Annotated in this window: 16 protein-coding genes; 7 read left to right on the top strand and 9 right to left on the bottom strand. The window is 63.5% G+C overall.

What is annotated here, in order from left to right; translation table 11 throughout:
• Positions 1–17 precede the first annotated feature (17 nt).
• Positions 18–1,472: a cytochrome P450 gene (locus U5A52_RS04435; RefSeq protein WP_321911616.1), complete on the top strand. Its 1,455-nt coding sequence runs from the start codon at positions 18–20 to the stop codon at positions 1,470–1,472.
• A gap of 156 nt (positions 1,473–1,628) precedes the next feature.
• Positions 1,629–2,819: a hypothetical protein gene (locus U5A52_RS04430; protein WP_321911618.1), complete on the top strand. Its 1,191-nt coding sequence runs from the start codon at positions 1,629–1,631 to the stop codon at positions 2,817–2,819.
• Positions 2,820–2,844: 25 nt separating this feature from the next.
• Here U5A52_RS04430 and U5A52_RS04425 read toward each other — a convergent pair whose 3' ends face one another.
• The 3 genes from U5A52_RS04425 to U5A52_RS04415 form a co-directional block, all read right to left on the bottom strand.
• Entirely contained in the window at positions 2,845–3,756 is a 912-nt protein-coding gene (locus tag U5A52_RS04425; protein ID WP_321934047.1) for a MurR/RpiR family transcriptional regulator, read from the bottom strand.
• Between the two features lie 62 nt (positions 3,757–3,818).
• On the bottom strand, positions 3,819–4,880 hold the full coding sequence (locus U5A52_RS04420; protein WP_321911621.1) for a sn-glycerol-3-phosphate ABC transporter ATP-binding protein UgpC: 1,062 nt from the start codon (positions 4,878–4,880) through the stop codon (positions 3,819–3,821).
• Positions 4,881–4,943: 63 nt separating this feature from the next.
• On the bottom strand, positions 4,944–5,726 hold the full coding sequence (locus tag U5A52_RS04415) for an SDR family oxidoreductase (RefSeq protein ID WP_321911624.1): 783 nt from the start codon (positions 5,724–5,726) through the stop codon (positions 4,944–4,946).
• A 348-nt stretch (positions 5,727–6,074) separates the two neighbouring features.
• On the opposite strand from U5A52_RS04415, the gene U5A52_RS04410 reads away from it, so the two are divergent.
• The 3 genes from U5A52_RS04410 to U5A52_RS04400 all read left to right on the top strand — a co-directional run bounded on the left by U5A52_RS04410 (position 6,075) and on the right by U5A52_RS04400 (position 9,250).
• Positions 6,075–7,307, top strand: coding sequence for a sugar ABC transporter substrate-binding protein (locus U5A52_RS04410; protein WP_321911626.1), 1,233 nt, complete (start codon positions 6,075–6,077; stop codon positions 7,305–7,307).
• A gap of 195 nt (positions 7,308–7,502) precedes the next feature.
• Positions 7,503–8,408 (top strand): sugar ABC transporter permease, encoded by a 906-nt coding sequence (locus U5A52_RS04405; protein WP_321934046.1) that lies wholly within the window; start codon positions 7,503–7,505, stop codon positions 8,406–8,408.
• Positions 8,405–9,250, top strand: coding sequence for a carbohydrate ABC transporter permease (locus tag U5A52_RS04400; RefSeq protein ID WP_091995905.1), 846 nt, complete (start codon positions 8,405–8,407; stop codon positions 9,248–9,250). The genes U5A52_RS04405 and U5A52_RS04400 overlap by 4 nt, the downstream gene beginning before the upstream one ends.
• A gap of 12 nt (positions 9,251–9,262) precedes the next feature.
• Here the strand turns inward: U5A52_RS04400 and U5A52_RS04395 are convergent, their stop codons facing one another.
• From U5A52_RS04395 to U5A52_RS04380, 4 genes are all read right to left on the bottom strand, one after another.
• Positions 9,263–9,997 (bottom strand): acetoacetate decarboxylase, encoded by a 735-nt coding sequence (locus U5A52_RS04395; protein ID WP_415773485.1) that lies wholly within the window; start codon positions 9,995–9,997, stop codon positions 9,263–9,265.
• A gap of 581 nt (positions 9,998–10,578) precedes the next feature.
• Entirely contained in the window at positions 10,579–10,782 is a 204-nt protein-coding gene (locus tag U5A52_RS04390) for a glycine zipper 2TM domain-containing protein (protein ID WP_321911632.1), read from the bottom strand.
• A gap of 63 nt (positions 10,783–10,845) precedes the next feature.
• Positions 10,846–11,787, bottom strand: a complete 942-nt coding sequence (locus U5A52_RS04385) for an AEC family transporter (protein ID WP_321911634.1) — start codon at positions 11,785–11,787, stop codon at positions 10,846–10,848.
• Positions 11,788–11,856: 69 nt separating this feature from the next.
• Positions 11,857–13,344 carry a DHA2 family efflux MFS transporter permease subunit gene (locus U5A52_RS04380; protein WP_321934177.1) on the bottom strand — a complete coding sequence of 496 codons (1,488 nt, stop codon included), beginning with the start codon at positions 13,342–13,344 and terminating at the stop codon, positions 11,857–11,859.
• Between the two features lie 234 nt (positions 13,345–13,578).
• Between U5A52_RS04380 and U5A52_RS04375 the strand changes: the two genes are divergently transcribed.
• Complete coding sequence (locus tag U5A52_RS04375; RefSeq protein ID WP_321911636.1) at positions 13,579–14,022, top strand: MarR family transcriptional regulator; 444 nt, start codon at positions 13,579–13,581, stop codon at positions 14,020–14,022.
• A gap of 6 nt (positions 14,023–14,028) precedes the next feature.
• On the opposite strand, the gene U5A52_RS04370 is transcribed toward U5A52_RS04375, so the two are convergent.
• Together U5A52_RS04370 and U5A52_RS04365 are read right to left on the bottom strand one after the other, a co-directional pair.
• The gene (locus U5A52_RS04370) at positions 14,029–15,519 is read right to left on the bottom strand and encodes an aldehyde dehydrogenase (RefSeq protein WP_321911637.1); all 1,491 of its coding nucleotides are present in this window, start codon (positions 15,517–15,519) and stop codon (positions 14,029–14,031) included.
• Between the two features lie 80 nt (positions 15,520–15,599).
• Positions 15,600–16,169 (bottom strand): cupin domain-containing protein, encoded by a 570-nt coding sequence (locus tag U5A52_RS04365; protein ID WP_321911638.1) that lies wholly within the window; start codon positions 16,167–16,169, stop codon positions 15,600–15,602.
• A 421-nt stretch (positions 16,170–16,590) separates the two neighbouring features.
• On the opposite strand from U5A52_RS04365, the gene U5A52_RS04360 reads away from it, so the two are divergent.
• Positions 16,591–16,815, top strand: a complete 225-nt coding sequence (locus tag U5A52_RS04360) for a hypothetical protein (RefSeq protein WP_236596917.1) — start codon at positions 16,591–16,593, stop codon at positions 16,813–16,815.
• Positions 16,816–16,882 lie beyond the last annotated feature (67 nt).

Raw genomic sequence — 16,882 nt, 5'->3', positions numbered from 1 at the left:
CTAATGAGAACCGCCCCATGAGCACGGCATCGACCGGACAAACGTTGCGCCAGATCGCCGACCTGCCCTGCCCGCGCGGCCTGCCGCTGCTCGGCAATCTGCTGCAGCTTTCGCCGCCGCGTCTGCATTTGATCCTCGAACAATGGGCCGCCGAACTCGGTGCGCCCTACCGCTTCCAGGTGGGCGGCATCCCCATCACGATCTGGACCGACACCGAGCTGATCCAGCAGATCATGCGCGAGCGGCCGCACCGCTTCCGGCGCTACCAGCCGATCGAAGCCGTGTTCGAGGAGATGGGCTTCAACGGGCTTTTCTCGGCGGAAGGCGTAGCGTGGGAACCGCAGCGCAAGCTCGTGATGCAAGCGCTCTCGATCCCCAACATCAAGGCGTTCTACCCGACGCTCGCCGAGATCACGCAGCGGCTTCACACCCGCTGGCAACGTGCGGCCGAACGCGGCGAGACCGTCGAGATGACCGACGACCTCAAACGCTACACAGTGGACGTGACGAGCGCGCTCGCGTTCGGCGAGGACCCGCGCACGCTGGAGCGCGACCACGGCGTGATCCAGGAGCATCTGGAGCGCATCCTGCCGGGCGTGATGAGGCGCACCAATGCGCTCTTTCCATACTGGCGATACGTCAAGCTGCCATCCGACCGCAAGCTCGAGCGGTCGCTAGAGGAAGTGCACCGCTACGTCAACGCGATGATGGCGCGCGCTCGCGAGCGCATGCGCGACGAGCCCTCCGAAACGCCACGCAATCTGCTAGAAGCGATGCTCGCGCAGCAGCAGGCGCCGGGCGGCGCCGCGTCGATTAGCGACGCGCAGATCCGCGCCAACGTGCTCACGCTCCTGATCGCGGGCGAAGACACGACGGCCGATTCCATCGCATGGACGCTGCCCTACGTCGCCGCCGATGCAGCGCTACAGCAGCATCTCGGCGACGAAGCTTCGCGCGTGCTCGGTCATTCGCCGGTCTGCCCCGACTACGCGACGTTGAAAGACCTCGATATTTTCGAGGCGATCTGTATCGAGGCGACGCGTTTGCGCCCGGTGGCGTCCGTGCATTCGTTCGAGCCGCTGGAGGATGTGGTGGTGGACAACGTGGCGCTGCCCAAGGGCACGCGCATGTTCTTCGTCGCGCGCCCCGCCATGCTCGATGCGAAAAACTTCGCCGATCCGCAGCGCTACGATCCGTGGCGCTGGATGAAGCGCTCAGAACGCGAATCCGATGATGGAAAAGCCCACGACGTGCGCGCGTATCTGCAATTCGGCGCGGGGCCGCGCGTGTGCCCGGGCCGCCATCTCGCGACCGTGGAAATGCGCCTTGCGCTCTCGATGCTGATGAAGTCGTTCACGATCGAACTGGCGATCGATCCCGCGAAGATTCAGGAGGTGCAGGCATTCACGATGGTGCCCGACACGATGCCGGTACGGCTCAAGCCGCGCGAAAAGGGCGAACAAGGCGTCTGAATCTGCGGATTTGACAGTGCACAACAAAACTTAAGACACCGAATTCAAGACGCGCGCCACCGACTATCGTGATCGCCTTTCAAACGACCGTCAGGCACCGCGTCCATGCTCAAGTATGCCAATCTCCCCAACCTGAAACGCGCGAGCGCCGGTCTCGTGCTCTGCACGCTGCTCCTCGGCTGTCACAGCAAGCAGGATGCCCAAACCGCACCGGCTGCAACCGCCGCCAGCACGCCGCTGCTTTCCATCCCGCTCCAGCGTAACGGACAGTGGGTCGTGGAGGCGCAAGGCGCGGACAATCGGTCTTTGCCGCTGCTGCTCGATACCGGTGCAACGCTGAACGCGTTGCCGGAGCAAGGACCGCTGGCCGCAACGCCGATCACCAAGGAAACCGAAGCCGCGCTCCTCAAGCAAGGGGCGCTGAACAGCCCGACCGGCGACGGAACCCTGTCAGCCGGAACGCTCAGTGATCCCAGGCAATTCAAGTTGGGCATTTCCCCCGCGCTGCGCATCCAGAACTGGTCCATGCCCGCGGGCGCGCCGGCCCTCCTGGGAGATCTGGGCCGCGTAGCGTCGGTGGACGATGCGCCCGTCAAGGGCATTATCGGAAGCGAAACCATGCGCAACCTGACGTGGCGCGCGGATTACGTCGACGGCCATCTCACGGCCTACAGCAATGAAGCCCCTGCCCACGAGTGGCAGCAATGCACGTTCATGGCGCTGGATCCGCAACAGCGCACGCCGATCATCAGCCTCTCGCTCGACGGCGAGTCCAGATTTTTCATCCTGGACACCGGCTACGACGCCGACGTGGCGATACCGGCCGACATGTTCGACGTCCTCGTGCAAGCGAAGCGGTTCCCCAATGTCGGCACGGTGTCCGGCATTGACGTGACGAATCGCGTTAGTCATAACCGGCAGGGTCTGCTTGCCGGCCTCACCATCGGCCAGAAGACGTTGCCGAAGCTCGTGGTGAGCGACGCTTCGCAAGATCCGCGCATTGGGCTTGGCACGCTGGAAAAAATGGACCGCTTCGAACTGGATTTTCGCCGCAACCGGTTCTGCTTCGATCTTCCCGCCGCGCCGCGCGACAGCGCGATTACGCCGCCAAGTTCCGTCCTGCTGCGCGCGGGCGAGCGCTATGAAATCGCCTCGCTCGCGCCGGACGGCAGGCTGGCCCGCAGCGGCGCCAAGGTCGGCGACCTGATCACTCAGGTGGGCCAGACATCCGTTGCGAAGCTGGACCTTGGCCCCACGATCGAGCTGCTGTCCAACCCGGCTACCGGCCAGGTGAGCGTTCTGCGCGACAATCGCACGCTGGTGATCAAGCTGATGAAGTCCAACTGACGAGCCAGACAGTTGGCGGCGAAGCTCAGGCTGCGCCCGGCGGCGATCCAAGGTCCTCTGTGCCGGGGCTTTCGCCTTCGCTGCGCGCCTGCGCGTCGCGCATCTTCTCGAGCGTCTTGGGCCCGAGCCCGAGCGACACGCCCAGCGCCAGCGCATCGAGCACCGCGAGATGCGCGATGCGCACCACGGCGGGCGCATGCGCATCCGCCGCCGCGGGCACGCGCAGCAGCAGCGGAATGTCCACCACCCACGCGAGGCGCGAGCCCGCGCTCGTCAGTGCGATAGTGGTCGCCCCACGCTCCTTCGCGATCTGGATGCTCTCGTTCACCTCCACGCTGCGCCCCGATTGCGAGATCGCGAACGCCACGTCGCCCGGTTCGAGCAGCGCCGCGTAAAGGCGCTGCAAATGCGCGTCCGTGAACGCACTCGCGGCGATGTCGAGCCGCAGCAGGCGCAGCGCCGCGTCTTGCGCAACGAGGCCCGAACCCGCGCCCACGCCGAAAAAGTACACGCGCCGCGCGCTCGCGAGCGCCGCCACCGCAGCCTCGAACACGGCCGTATCGAGCGAAGCGCGCGCATGCGTCACGCCCTGGACGACCGATTCCGTCACCTTGTCGAGCAAGGTGCCGACCTCGCCGGCCCACTGCGCGCCGCCCGCTTCGCCGCCCGTCATCTCCGTGGCGAGTGCGAAGGGCACGTTGCCCGCCGCGCTCTGCGCGAGCCGCATCTTGAAGTCGCGCAGGCCGTGCGCACCCACCGCGCGGCAAAAGCGCGTGACGGATGGCTCGGACACGTCCGCGCGCAACGCGAGCTCGGTGATGCTCGCGCGCATGGCGAAGTCGATGTCGGCAAGCACCATCTCCGCGACCTTGCGCTCGGCGGGACGCAGCGACTCCGCGACGTTGCGGATGTGATGGATCAGGTTGGAGACCGGCAAGCTGTTTTTCCCGTGAATGATACGAGGCGCCCGCTATCCAGATTACGATGCGTGCTTCTGCTTCAATCGAGCCGCTTGCCGCTTTCAGTATCGAACAGATGCAGGTGCGCCAAAGGCAAACCTAGCGTCATGCGCTGGCCCGGGTTGACGTCCGGGCGCGCGCGAGTCGTGACGCACCATGTGGTGTCGCCTATTTTCCCGTACATATGGGTCTCCGCGCCAGTCGGCTCGATCACGTCGACCGTGAACGGCACGTCGCCGCCCGCCTCGATGTGCTCGGGCCGCACGCCGAGCGTCACGCGCGCGCCCGCTTGCGCCTTGCCTTCCGGCAGCGGGATGCGCACGCCGTCTTCGAGCACGAGCGCGGTGCCGCGCGCGTCGCTCATCACCGTGCCTTGCGCGAAGTTCATCGAGGGCGAGCCGAGGAAGCTCGCCACGAACAGGTTGCCCGGCCTGTCGTAAAGGTCGAGCGGCCGGCCAATCTGTTCGATACGCCCCGCGTTCATCACGACGATCCGGTCGGCCATCGTCATCGCCTCGATCTGGTCGTGCGTCACGTACACCACCGTGTTGCGCAGGCGCTGGTGCAGCGCCTTGATCTCAGTGCGCATCTGCACGCGCAGCTTGGCGTCGAGGTTCGACAGCGGCTCGTCGAAGAGAAAGAGCGCAGGCTCGCGCACCACTGCGCGGCCCATGGCGACGCGCTGGCGCTGACCGCCCGAAAGCGCGCGCGGCAAGCGCTCCAGGTAGCTCGACAGGTTGAGCATTTTCGCGGCGGCTTCGATGCGCGGCTTGAACCCGTCCTCGCGCTCCTTGCGAATGCGCGGACCGAACGCGATGTTGTCGTACACCGAGAGATGCGGGTAGAGCGCGTAGCTCTGGAACACCATCGAGATGTTGCGCTGCTGCGGCGGCAGCGCATTCGCGCGCGTGCCGCCGATGGTCAGGTCGCCGCCGGAGATGTCTTCGAGACCGGCGATCATGCGCATCACCGTGGTCTTGCCGCAACCCGAGGGGCCGACGAGCACGACGAATTCACCGTCTTCGATGTCGAGATCGACGCCGTGCACGACCTGGGTGTCGCCATAGCGCTTGTAGATGCCGTTCAGTTGTACCGCTGCCATGCTTTCCTCGTTTGCGTGAAGTCTTTTCAGGTCTTACCAGGTCAAAGCGCCCGCGTGCGCGCCTCAGAACGGGTCGAGCGTCAGTTCGTTCGCCATGAGCCGGTTACCGGCCATGAGGCCCGCGTCCACGGGCAGCGCCACGCCCGTAATGACGCGCGCTTGCGGCGAAGCGAGAAACTGCACGGCGTCGGCGATATCCTCGGGCGTGGCCACGTCGCCGAGCGGATACCACTTGCTTAGTTCTTCGAAGATCTTCGGATGCTGCTCGACGCGCGCGCGCCATGCAGGCGTTTTCACCGTGCCCGGGCAGACGATGTTCGCACGTATGCCGTGCGGCCCCAGCTCCATCGCGAGCGCCTTCGTGTAGCTCACGAGGCCCGCCTTCGCCGCGCTGTACGCGGGGTGGCCGAGCGCCGAAAGCCCGTTGACCGAGCCGATCAGCACGAGCGCGCCGCGCCGGCGTTCGATCATCGAGGCGCGCACGGCTTCGACCGTGTAGTAGGTCCCGTTCAGGTTCAGGTCGATGTCGCGCCGCCAGCTCGCGGCGTCGGTGTGCGCGAGCGTCGTGCCGAGCGCGCCGCCCGCGTTCGCCACCGCCACGTCCACCGGGCCGCGCGCCGCCACGCCGCGCGCCACGGCCTGGGCCACAGCGGCCTGATCGCTCACGTCGGCCACGAGCGGCTCGAGGCGCGCCGCGCCCGGTGCGCCGAATTCCGCCGCGAGTTGTTGCACGAGCGCAGCGTCGCGGTCGAGCGCGAGCACCGTGTCACCCGCTTCCAGAAACCGTTTGCACAGCGCGCGGCCTATGCCGCCGCTCGCCCCCGTCACCAGCACCACCCGGCTCATGTCGACTCTCCATGAGGCCCGCCAGTCCTGCCAGCAAGCCTGAAAATTTCCTACATACGAATGACGTGCGGTTGCCCGTATGCGGGTTTATACCAACCACACCGCGCTGCTGCGGCGCATGAATTTCCCCTGTTTTACAGCATGTTATGCAAATTCCGGCACCCGAAACAATATCGAGATTACCAGGTGACAACGCTTTTTTCATCCTGTAGGATTTTTTCAAACAACGCAACCCAGCAGCCGGGTCAAGGCGGCGGCATAAGCAGGAAAAACCACCAGCAACAACAACCCCGCATGGGATGGGACCAAGCGCTAAAGCGCCAACTCCCATCGACAAGGAGAGAGAGAATGTCGTTTCAGGCACGTGCAACCACCATGCTCGGCAAGCTCGCCGTCGCGCTAGCGTTCGCCGGCATCACCGCCGCGGCGCACGCCGACACGGTCCGCGTGACCGTCGCCCACTACAGCGACGCCACCGCCCCTTACTTCGAGAAAATGGCCAAGCAGTTCGAGGCCGCCAACCCCGGCATCACGATCAAGATCGAAGACGTGAACTGGGACTCGCTGCAACAGAAGCTGCAAACGGACATCTCCGGCGGCGCCAACGCCGACCTTGCGATCATCGGCACGCGCTGGCTGCTCGACTTCGTGAAGGACGACATCGCCGAACCGCTCGACCCGTACATGGACGCGAACTTCAAGGGCCGCTTCATCGGTCCGTTCCTCGCTCCGGGTCAGATCAACGGCAAGACCTACGGCCTGCCGATCGCCGCTTCGGCGCGCGCGCTGTACTACAACAAGGACATGCTGGCTTCGGTTGGCTATCCGGACGGCCCGAAGACCTGGAACGACGTGGTCGACGCCTCGAAGAAGCTCAAGGCAAAGGGTATTGCGGGCTTCGGTCTGCAGGGCAAGGAAATCGAAACCGACGTGTACTACTACTACGCACTGTGGACCCACGGCGGCGAAGTGGTGGGCAAGGACGGCAAGGCGGCGTTCAACTCGCCCGCTGGCGTGAAGGCCGCGACGCTCTACAAGACCATGATCGACGAAGGTCTTACGCAGCCGGGCGTGACGGGCTACAGCCGTGAAGACGTGCAGAACCTCTTCAAGCAGGGCCGCGTGGCGATGATGATCTCGGCGCCGTTCCTCGCCAAGCAGCTGAAGAAGGAAGCCCCGAACATCAAGTACGGCATCGACCCGATCCCGGTTGCAACGACGCCGGCCACCTATGCGGTGACCGACTCGATCATGATGTTCAAGAACTCCAAGGTTAAGCAGAGCGCCTGGAAGTTCCTGGACTTCCTGTTCACGAAGGAGCCGCGCGTGCAGTTCACGAGCACGGAAGGCTTCCTGCCGACCACCAAGGCTGAAGCGACCGACCCGGTGTTCCAGGATCCCGACACGAAGGCCTTTATCGCACTGCTGCCGCATGCGAAGTTCGCGCCGACCGTGACCGGCTGGGAAGACACCGCGAAGGCCGTGACCAACGCCATGCAGTCGGTGTACCTCGGCAAGGCCAAGCCTGCCGACGCGCTGAACCAGGCGGCCACCGAAGCGAACAAGTCGCTCGGCAAGTAAGTCTGGCAAACCAGTCTGCAAGCAAGCCTTAACGGCAAAACCGGCGCGCGCCCGAAGTCCCGGCGCGCGCCGCAACGCCTGAGAACCGACGTTTCGAAGCACTGACGATTCGACATGACTACGGGTCCCCTGAAGCCCTCGCCCGCCACCGCAGCGGCCGGCGATGCCCCCGACCGATCACGCGCACGAAATCGCATGAGCCGACTACCCCGCGCCGTTTCCGCGCCCCGCGCCCCCTGGCTCCTGATCGTGCCGAGTCTCGTGCTCGCGCTCTTCATCATCAGCTATCCGATCTTCAACATCGTGTATCAGTCGCTGCACGATGTATCGCGCTTCGGACAGATCCGCGGCTTCAGCGGCCTGCAGAACTTCTATAACGTGTTCGGCGATCCGGTGTTCATGAGCGCCCTCAGGAACACGCTGATCTGGACATTCTTCGTCGTGGTGGGCACGGTGGGGATTTCCGTGCCGGTCGCGCTTGTGCTCAACCAGGACTTCTACGGCCGCGGCATTGCGCGCACGATCGTCATGCTGCCGTGGTCCGTCTCGCTCACGATGACGGCCGTGGTCTGGCGCTGGGCGTTCAACGACGACTACGGCATGGTCAACGTCACGCTGCAGCGGCTCGGGCTCGTTTCCGGGCCGATCCACTGGCTTGCGACGCCGGAATATGCGTTCCCGGTTGAAATCTGCGTGGGCATACTCGTGTCGATACCGTTCACGACCACGATCCTGCTGGGCGGCCTTTCCTCGGTGCCGGGCGATATTTACGAAGCCGCGCGCATCGACGGCGCGAGTGCCTGGCAGCAGTTCCGCCAGCTCACGCTGCCGCTGCTCAAGCCGTTCATCAACATGGCGATCCTGCTGAACGTGATCTACGTGTTCAACTCGTTCCCGATCATCTGGGTCATGACGCAAGGCGGCCCCGACGACAGCACGCACATTCTCGTCACGTACCTTTACGAACTCGGCTTCCGGTTAGGACGACCAGGCGAAGCCGCTGCCGTCTCGCTCATCATGCTCGTAATCCTGTTCGCGTTCTCGGTGGTCTACCTGCGCCTGCAGGCCAAACGCGGCGGCGCCGAAGGAGACCTCGCATGAACCGCAAGCTCAAACGTTCGATCTGGTGCTGGCTCGCGCTCTCGCCGCTCGTCGTGGCCGTACTGTTCCCGTTCGCGGTGATGTTCTTCACCTCGTTCAAGCCGGCTTCGGAAGTGTTCGTCTATCCGGCGCGCTGGCTGCCCATGCAGTGGCGCTGGCAAAACTACGTCGACATGTGGCAGGCCGCGAACTTCGGTGTCGCGCTGCGCAACAGCATTGTGGTGAGTTGCCTTTCCACGGCGCTCGCGCTCGCCGTGAGTCTGCCGGCCGCCTACGCGCTCGCGCGCTTCCCGTTCCGCGGGCGCGGCCTTTATCGCCAGTTCCTGCTCGTCACGCAGATGCTCTCGCCCATCCTGCTCGTGGTCGGCCTGTTCCGGCTCGCCGCGATGATTCCGTATGGCGACGGCAATCTCGTCGACTCGAAGATCGGCGTGATCGTCTCGTACGCCGCTTTCAACATTGCGTTTGCCGTGTGGATGCTCTCGTCGTACTTCCAGACCGTACCGCGCGATCTGGAGGAATCGGCATGGCTCGAAGGCTGCAGCCGTACCGGCGCCGTGTTCCGCGTGTTCCTGCCGCTCGCGGTGCCGGCCGTGGTGGTCACGGCGATCTTCACATTCATCAGCGCGTGGAACGAATTCGCCGTGGTCTACACGCTGATCCGCTCGCCCGAAAACAAGACACTCACGGTGCAGGTCACCGACATGGTGGCCGGCAAGTACACCGTGGAATGGCAGCTCGTCATGGCGGCGACGCTCGCGGCCACGCTGCCGGTTTCGGTCGTGTTCGCCTGGCTGCAGCGCTACATGGTGAAGGGGCTCGCACTTGGCGCGGTGAAGTAATCGGACTGTGAATTACTTCGCGAGATAGTCGTACACGACTTCACCGAGGCCCAGGGTCAAGTCCGCGACCAGATGACGGGCTTCGATGATTTCGAGTACGGGCAATTCCGCGACGGGTGCAAGCGCGTGTGGCGTGAGATGGAGCGCGGCAGGCCCTGTCCATGCGCCTTTGAGCTTGATGTCCTTCAAGTAGTAGCGCACGAGTTCGCATACGCGCGGCGAGCCGTCCACGTGCGGCACGATCTTGAGCAGATAGTTGGCCGCGCCAAGGCGCTTTGCTTGGTCGGCCAGGTCGAGTTCGCGGTGCTTGTAGCCCATCGTGCCAGTGGCGACACGAACGGGACCGTAGTCGAGCGTGCCGACCAGCGTGTCGGAGTGAACCGCAAGCGTGGGCGAAGCGAGCTTCTTCGGAAAACCCCAAAGCTCCCGGCCACCGGCAATGGGCGGATGGTCGTCGAGGTACATCGCATGCGTATAGGTGCCCGGCTGGCCCTGATACGTGACGGGGATAACCTGGCCACTTTCCGTGTAGTTGCCAAAACCGGTCGAGTCGGGCATGCGGATGAATTCGTAGCTAACGATCGGGTTGGTGACCTCGAGCGGCTCGGGCACGACCTTGCGCAGACTTTCGAGGTCGGTGCGATAGGTGATGATCAGGAACTCCCGGTCCACAAACTTGTAAGGGCCTATCGGATACGCCGGGTTGGTGATCGGCATTGCGAAAGCCTTGGATCTTACGTCTTGCATGAGTATCCTTTGTGAGCTGGCGTCGAAGTGACGTGTTGAAACGGGACGCACATAGGCTAGCCAAATCTATTTGGCAAATAGTCACCTGATTAAACAGAAATCTGTCAGTGCGCGCGAAAACATTAATCAGCAAAATATTTTAAATTCGCAAAGAAAAATGCGGTTTGATGACGATTAAGGATCGTCAAAGAAGCACACCCGTTCTTCGACAGAAGGCGTCATGGCGCTGCGCACCGCAGGCGCGTCCCACGCCCGTGTCATGCCCGGTGCAGGCCCTCCGGTCACCAGCCAGATCGGCGGAGCCCAGCAATTTGTTGTGCTTGATATTGGCCAAGCACGGCCATTTCACAACAGGATTGGGTTAATTCAGAACGACTGAAAATTTCAATTCATCTTCATTCAGAGAACTCAAGTTCTTATTTCATCGGCTAGGCGAAAAACTCCCGTTTGCATTTTTCGCAAGTTGAATTGCGTGGAATTTCGATCGATTAATTGAATCACCTGTCTCGCTGCAGACAGACGCGCGGCGCCCCCTCGCACGCGCGTGGGGGCGCAACATCTCGAGATGCGCGAGACTTCGCCTACTTGCTCAGTTCATGTCCGATCACGCCGCCGGCCACGGCGCCGCCTACGGTACCGACCGCGCTGCCGTTGGTGGCCCGGTTGCCGACATAACCGCCCGCGGCGGCGCCGCCCAGCGTGCAGGCTCCCATGCCAGCCGCAGTGAACACGACGGTAATGACGAGTGACGCGCGCGCGGCGCTCAAGCGACGTAGCCAGTTCATCGTCGGTTCTCCTGATCGATGGTTGTGGCTTACATGCCAGCAAGCATCGTGCCGCGGCGGCTGTCAGCCGTGGTGCAGATGCAGCAGGATCAGCGTGAGCGTAACGAGCGAGCCCAGCGTGGAATGCAAAATGGTGCGCGAAGTCACGTGCGCCTCGCGGCGGTAGTACTCGGCGAGCATGAACGGGCCGGTACCCGTGGGCAGCGCCGCCAGCAGCACCGCGATTTCCACGAGCTGGTCGGACAGCCCGAATACGCGCTCTGCCAGCCACCAGGTGATAAGCGGCTGCGCGACCAGCTTGGAGAGCGTGAGCCACCACGACGACTCGCGCGGCGCGTCGCCACTCGCACGGCGCTCCGCCAGAAAGAGCCCGAGGCTCACGAGCGCGCACGGACTCGCCGCGCCGCCCAGCAGCTTGAGGAACGTTTCCGCGCTCGCAGGCAGCGTGACGTGCGCGGCGGAAACCACCGCCCCCAGCGCCGGCGCGACCAGCAGCGGATTGCGCAGCAGCGAGCGCACGACCTTGATGGCGAGCCGGTGCGGACGCCGCTCGCTTTGCAGGCCCGTTTCGATCAGCACGATCGCGATGGCGAACAACACGCAGACCACGAGGATCGTCGCGATGGTCGTGGGCGTGAGGCTCGACCGCCCGAATGCGATCATGCACAGCGGGAAGCCCACGTAGCCGGTATTCGGATACGCGGCGGCGAGCCCATCGATGCTCGCATCCGCGAGCGGTCGGCCGAGGAACACGCGCACGCCCACGACGGCCGCGAACACCGCGAGCCCGGCAAGACCGAACGCCGCAACGAATGCGGGCTGATACAGCTCGTGCCACGTTGCGTGCGCAAGGATATCGAAGAGCAGCGCGGGCAGCGCGAGCCACACGACGAAGCGGTTCAACTCGGATGCCGCGGCGGGGCCGAGTACATTCGTGCGACGGCAGGCGAAACCCGCGAATATGAGGCCGAAAACGGGCAGGAGAATGGAAACGGCAGAAAGCATCGGGATTCGTGAATGCAAAGCGCGCGGACGTGCCGCGCGCCAGGGTGAAACGAAAGACAAACGGTTGCGCTAGTCCATCGCCGCGTGACTCGTATCGACGGTGGCGGCGCTCGGGCCGGTGCGGATCAGAAAGAGCAGTGGAATGACGAGCAGCGTGGCCACGAACATCATCTTGAAGTCGTTGAGGTACGCGATCATCTGGGCCTGCTGCGTGATCGACTGGTTGAGCACGGCGAGATCGTACCGCGAACCGCTTTCGAGCATCTGTTGAACCGCCGGATTGAACGGCGTGATGTTCGCGGCGAGGTCCGAATGCGCGATCTGGGTGCTACGCGTGACAAAGGTCTGCACGATCGAAATGCCGATACTGCTGCCGATATTGCGCATGAGGCTATACGTGGCCGTGCCGTCCGCGCGCAGTTGCGGCGTAAGCGTCGAGAAAGTCAGCGCGGAAAGCGGCACGAATACGAAGCCGAGGCCAAACCCCTGCACCACGCCGGGCCACACGATATCCGAGGGCGACAGCACGAGCGTGTACTGCATCATCTGCCATAGCGCATAAGCGGACACCACGAAGCCAAACAGCAGCATGACGCGCGCGTCCACGCGCTTCAGCATGCGCCCCGCTATCAGCATGGCAACCATCGTGCCCGCGCCGCTTGGCGCGGTAACGAGCCCCGTGGTGGCGACCGGATAGCCCATGAGGTTCTGCAGCATGGGCGGCAGCAGTGCGCGCGTGGCGTAGAGCACCGCGCCAATCACGAAAATGAAGAGCGTGCCCGTCGCGAAGTTGCGGTCCTTGAGCAGCTGGTAGCGAAAGAACGTGCCGGGCCCTGACGTTGCCGTATGCACGATGAAGAACGCGAAGGCAATCGCCGCCACCAGTGCTTCGATGCGTATTTCCAGCGAACCGAACCAGTCGAGCTGCTCGCCGCGGTCGAGCAAGGCCTGCAGCGCGCCGATGGCGAGCGCGAGCGTGGCGAAGCCGAACACGTCGAAGCGCTGCGTGCGGCCCGGCGCACGCGCGGGCATGAAGGTCGAGACGCCAAAGAACGCGAACAGCCCCACAGGCACGTTGATGAAGAACACCCAGCGCCAGTTGTAGCTATCGGTTAGCCAGCCGCCCAGCGTGGGCCCGAGCACCGGGCCGACCATCACGCCCATGCCCCAGACCGCCATCGCCTGGCCCTGGCGCTCACGCGGGTTGATGTCGAGAAGAATGGACTGCGAGAGCGGCACGAGCGACGCGCCGAACACGCCCTGCAAGAGCCGCGAAGCAACGATCTCCCCGAGCGTTTCGGACAGCCCGCATAGCGCCGAGGCCACGGTGAAACCCGCAATCGCCACGCCTAACAGGCGCTTTACGCCGAAGCGATCGGCGAGCCACCCCGTGAGCGGCGTGGCAATGGCCGCCGCGACGATGTACGACGTGAGCACCCAGGTGATCTCGTCCTGCGAGGCGGACAGTGTGCCCTGCATATGCGGCAGCGCGACATTGGCGATCGTGCTGTCCAGCGTCTGCATGAGCGTGGCTAGCATGATCGAGAGCGTGATCATGCCGCGATTGAGCGGGGCTTCCTTGCGCGGCTCCGCCCGATGCTGCGCGGCGGAACCGTCCTGCATGACTGCGGTCATCGTGCGGTTGTCTTGCGGCTGTCTTAGATTGGGGGCGGAGCGCATCGAATTAATAAGCCTGCTTATTATACGACTCGCACCTGTGGACGCAATCGGTATCGACAGCCGGAGGACGCTCGCGCGAAGGCGCAAGCCACACGCCCGTATAATCGCGCGATGACTACCGACCTCGAAAGGCGCTTTGGCTTCCTGGTCGTCGACGTGGGCCGGCTCTACGGCAAACGTTACGACGAGCTTGCGAAGTCATCGCTCGAACTCACGCGCGCGCAGTGCCGCATGATCGCGTACCTGGCGCACTACGGCGACATGAACCAGGCACGTCTTGCCGAGCTGCTGGAAGTGGCGCCCATATCCGCGGGGCGGCTGCTGGAGCGCATGGAAGAAGGCGGCTGGGTCGAGCGCACGCCCAACCCGGACGACCGCCGCGAATTGCTGGTGAGCCTCACGCCCAAGGCGGAAGGCGTGCTCACGGGCGCACGCCGCGTGGGCGACGAGGTGCAGGCGGAAGCCCTGGCGGGCTTCACGCCTGAAGAAGCTGAGCAGTTCAGTGCGATGCTGCAGAGAGTGCGCGCCAATCTCGGCGCGCTGGTGGAGCGGTAACGAGCGTTAGCGCAGCCGCACGAGCGTGGACTTGAGTTCCGTGTACTTTTCGAGCGCGTGCAATGACTTGTCGCGGCCGTTGCCCGACTCCTTGAAGCCGCCGAACGGGAAGTTCATGTCGCCGCCTTCGTCGTAGCAGTTCACCCACACGGTGCCGGCACGCAGGCGGCGCGAAATTTCATGCGCGTGCGTGAGGTTCGCGGTCCACACGGCCGCCGCGAGCCCGTAGTCGCTGTCGTTGGCAATACGCACCGCCTCGTCGATCGTGCTGAACGTGATGACCGAGAGCACCGGTCCGAAAATTTCCTCGCGCGCGATCTTCGTGTCGTGGTGCGTGTCGAACACCGTGGGCTGCACGTAGAAGCCGCCGCCCTCCGCATTCACGCGTTCACCGCCTGTCAGCAGCTTCGAATCCTTGCGGCCGGCTTCGATATAGCTCAGCACCCGATCCAGCTGAATCTTGTCGATGATCGCGCCCATCGACACTTGCGGATCGAGAGGATTGCCAGGCTTGTATGCTTTCGCGGCCTCGACAAGTTTCGCGAGGAACACGTCCTTGATTTCGTGATGAACGAGCAGGCGCGAGCCCGCCGTGCACATCTCGCCCATGTTGTAGAAGATGGCGCCTGCCGCTGCGTTTGCCGCACGGTCGAGATCCGGGCAATCGTGCAGCACGATATTGGGCGACTTGCCGCCCAGTTCGAGCCACACGCGCTTGAGGTTCGACTGCCCTGCGTACTGCATGATCTGCTTGCCCACGTTCGTCGATCCGGTGAACGCAATGCAGTCCACGTCGCGATGCAGGCCAAGCAGCTTCCCAGGCTCCCCGCCGCCCGGCAGCACGTTGAACACGCCCGCAGGAATGCCCGCCTCGTGCGCAAGCTGCGCCACGCGAATGGCCGTGAGCGGCGACTTCTCCGAAGGCTTGAGGACGACGCTATTGCCCGCGGCGAGCGCAGGGCCGAACTTCCACGAAGCCATCAGGATCGGGAAATTCCACGGCACGACCGCGGCTACCACGCCAATGGGTTCGCGCGTGACGAGGCCCACGAGATGATGATCGGCGGGCACGACTTCGCCGCCGACCTTGTCGATGGCTTCAGCGAACCATTCCACGCAGTAGGCGGCACCCGGCACGTCTACGGTGGTCGTGTCGCCAATCGGCTTGCCTGCATCGAGCGTTTCGAGCAGCGCCAGTTCGTCGAGATGTTCGCGCATGAGCGCAGCCCAGCGCAGCAATACGGCCTTGCGCGCACGCGGATTCAGGCCTGCCCATACACCTTCGTCGAACGCGCGGCGAGCGGCGCCTACCGCGGCGTCGACATCGGCTGCGCCGCAATCGGCGACGCTTGCGAGCACCCGGCCGTCGATCGGGCTCACACAGTCGAACGTGCGGCCCGAATACGCGTCACGGTACGTGCCGTCGATGAATGCACGGCCTTCGATCGATAGCGTCGCGGCCTTGTCCTGCCAATAAGCGAGAGTTTTCTTTTCCATCAGGATGCCTCAATGATTTGCGATCCACCTTGCGCGCCGCACCGCGGCGCCAGGTGAAACGGGTTCGCGCGATCAGGGAGTCAGAAGGTGGGCGGCGAATTGGCCGACACCACTTCGCAGACTTCGTTCGCGCTGGGATTGCGAAACCGGTGCGGGAAGCGGCTTTCGAAGTAGTAGCTGTCTCCGGGGTCGAGCAGCCAGGTCGTGCCTTCCACGGTCAGCTCGAGTTGCCCGGCGACCACCACGCCGCCTTCGTGCCCCGCATGCACCAGCATTTCGGGGCCAGTGTCGGCCAGCGGCTGATAGACCTCGCGCATGATGCCCATGTTGCGGTCCTTCATGCTCGCGCCGGCCAGATAGAACTCGATCGACTCGTTGCCGAGGTTCGGCATTTCGCCGCGCCGCGACACGACTTCTGTCCCCTCGCTCAGATCAAATGTGAAGAATTCGGCAAGGCTCATCGGAATGCATTCGAGCAGCTTCTTGAGCGAACCGACGGACGGGCTGACGCGACTTTGCTCGATCAGCGAGATCGCGCCATTGGTCACACCCGCACGCTTGGCGAGTTCGCGCTGCGACAAACCATAACGTTTGCGAACGTAGCGCAGACGCGTGGCGACTTCGGATGAAACAGAGGCAGACTCGGACACGATGAAGGACCGTTAGCAGGGCGTGCAGGTGACGCGGTGGACGTGTTGAATATTCTAATCAGTTTGCTTTATTTTGCGTCAGTACAAACCCCTGTAAGTTATTCGAAATATAAGGACAGGGGCCAATATTTCGCACAGCAAGCTATTTCTCGAGGCCCTCGGGGAAAGTGCTGACATCAAAAACTTGAAAAAATAATTGACGCCCTTTTTGGCTCGTATATGCTGAACCACAGGTCGAACACTGCATCGTTTCTGCCGCGTTGCAACGCAAAAAACGCGTTTTATGCGAGAAACATAGCGAGTCGACTGAGTTTGGAAAGCAATACATCGAAGTCGCTCAATGTTTAAAGCTTCGCTCAAATTGACGACCTCGAATGCTTGGACCAAACGTCTTTTTCAACGCAACCAGTCGAGTGTTATTGTGAGAGTCCGTGGCCCTCTGGTGAGGTGGGATCGTAGTCATGCGAGGTGTCTTCGCAGTGACTGCACCGCCATCGCCGACGGCAGTAGCGGCAGGCTTGCCTCTCGCCTGTTCCTGTCCGTCTTCACGATCCTTTCCCGCCGCTCTGTGCGGCGTCACAACTCGGTCTCCGCACGCGCCTTCATTGCCGTCCACACGGATGAAGTCGCGTCGCTCCTGCCCTAGCGCCTCTCGTTCCTGCGCTGTTCGTTTTCTTCGCCGTCGTTGGGTTGCGAGGTGTTTCGTCGCGCCT

The organism is Paraburkholderia sp. J8-2 (assembly GCF_905220195.1).
GTDB lineage: Bacteria > Pseudomonadota > Gammaproteobacteria > Burkholderiales > Burkholderiaceae > Paraburkholderia.
Note: the sequence above shows the minus strand (reverse complement) of the source record. Positions and strands in the feature narration are given on the sequence as shown.

Bases quoted from the DNA above. Each gene is read 5' to 3' on its own strand.
- U5A52_RS04380 (WP_321934177.1), bottom strand. From the start codon at position 13,344: ATGATCACGCTCTCGATCATGCTAGCCACGCTCATGCAGACGCTGGAC.
- U5A52_RS04415 (WP_321911624.1), bottom strand. From the start codon at position 5,726: ATGAGCCGGGTGGTGCTGGTGACGGGGGCGAGCGGCGGCATAGGCCGC.
- U5A52_RS04405 (WP_321934046.1), top strand. From the start codon at position 7,503: ATGAGCCGACTACCCCGCGCCGTTTCCGCGCCCCGCGCCCCCTGGCTC.
- U5A52_RS04420 (WP_321911621.1), bottom strand. From the start codon at position 4,880: ATGGCAGCGGTACAACTGAACGGCATCTACAAGCGCTATGGCGACACC.
- U5A52_RS04410 (WP_321911626.1), top strand. From the start codon at position 6,075: ATGTCGTTTCAGGCACGTGCAACCACCATGCTCGGCAAGCTCGCCGTC.
- U5A52_RS04375 (WP_321911636.1), top strand. From the start codon at position 13,579: ATGACTACCGACCTCGAAAGGCGCTTTGGCTTCCTGGTCGTCGACGTG.
- U5A52_RS04435 (WP_321911616.1), top strand. From the start codon at position 18: ATGAGCACGGCATCGACCGGACAAACGTTGCGCCAGATCGCCGACCTG.
- U5A52_RS04385 (WP_321911634.1), bottom strand. From the start codon at position 11,787: ATGCTTTCTGCCGTTTCCATTCTCCTGCCCGTTTTCGGCCTCATATTC.
- U5A52_RS04370 (WP_321911637.1), bottom strand. From the start codon at position 15,519: ATGGAAAAGAAAACTCTCGCTTATTGGCAGGACAAGGCCGCGACGCTA.
- U5A52_RS04395 (WP_415773485.1), bottom strand. From the start codon at position 9,997: ATGCAAGACGTAAGATCCAAGGCTTTCGCAATGCCGATCACCAACCCG.
- U5A52_RS04400 (WP_091995905.1), top strand. From the start codon at position 8,405: ATGAACCGCAAGCTCAAACGTTCGATCTGGTGCTGGCTCGCGCTCTCG.
- U5A52_RS04390 (WP_321911632.1), bottom strand. From the start codon at position 10,782: ATGAACTGGCTACGTCGCTTGAGCGCCGCGCGCGCGTCACTCGTCATT.